1 protein-coding gene is annotated in these 773 nt (G+C 42.2%); it reads left to right on the top strand.

Going from position 1 to position 773, the window contains the following annotated elements; translation table 11 throughout:
• Nucleotides 1–113: 113 nt before the first annotated feature.
• A complete protein-coding gene (locus tag AACQ83_RS24285; RefSeq protein WP_192881121.1) occupies nt 114–707 on the top strand; it encodes a Rha family transcriptional regulator in 594 nt (197 codons plus the stop codon).
• The last annotated feature ends 66 nt before the right edge of the window (nt 708–773 follow it).

Raw genomic sequence — 773 nt, 5'->3', positions numbered from 1 at the left:
TTCAAACCCAAAGAACCTGTTTAGGAAATAGAGCTTGAGGAAATCAGTATTGTGCTGATTCTTTGGTCTGATTTTCTATGAGGCAGGCTCTATCTCTAAAAAGGTAAAGCACGATGAACGCATTAACAGTCAAAACACATTCGCCTGTAACCGAAGCTCCAACCATGACCAGTCTTGAAATGGTGGATTACATCAATGACGAAAGGAAAGCCAAAGCGGAAGCGGAAGGAATGGGTTTTCCGTGCAAAAAATACAGGAAGCTTGAGCATCGTAGTTTTATGAAAAAAGTACCAAAAGTGCTTGGGCAGGCAAGTGAAAAATTTTTTTCAGTTGATACTTTCATAAATGGCACGGGTGGGAAAGTTGAAAGAGATATTTACCGATTCTTCAAACGTGAATCCTGTTTGATGGCAATGAGCTACAGTTACGAGTTACAGGCTCAAGTATTCGATCACATGACTGAACTTGAGGTTAAATCTGGATTTGGGTTTACCATCCAGCAACTGCAACACATGCTTGTTCTGGCAAAAAGGGCGTCTGATGAAGATTCATCCGATGCAGGTCGCAGACTAAGAAAGCGACAAGATGATTTAGTTACCCTCAATAAAGCTGAAAAGCTGATCGGTGATATCAGTCAGATGGCTCTCGGTTTGGTTGGGGGAGGTAAAAAGGAGGTTGCATATGAACCCCCAAGAATTCATAGCTAAGAACATCCAGGCCGACTTATTGAAACTGGGCTATTCCGATTCAATCTCAGGCATGGCAAGTGACAA

It is taken from the genome of Photorhabdus sp. S10-54, from assembly GCF_963878145.1.
GTDB classification, from domain to species: Bacteria; Pseudomonadota; Gammaproteobacteria; order Enterobacterales; family Enterobacteriaceae; genus Photorhabdus; species Photorhabdus kayaii.
Note: the sequence above shows the minus strand (reverse complement) of the source record. Positions and strands in the feature narration are given on the sequence as shown.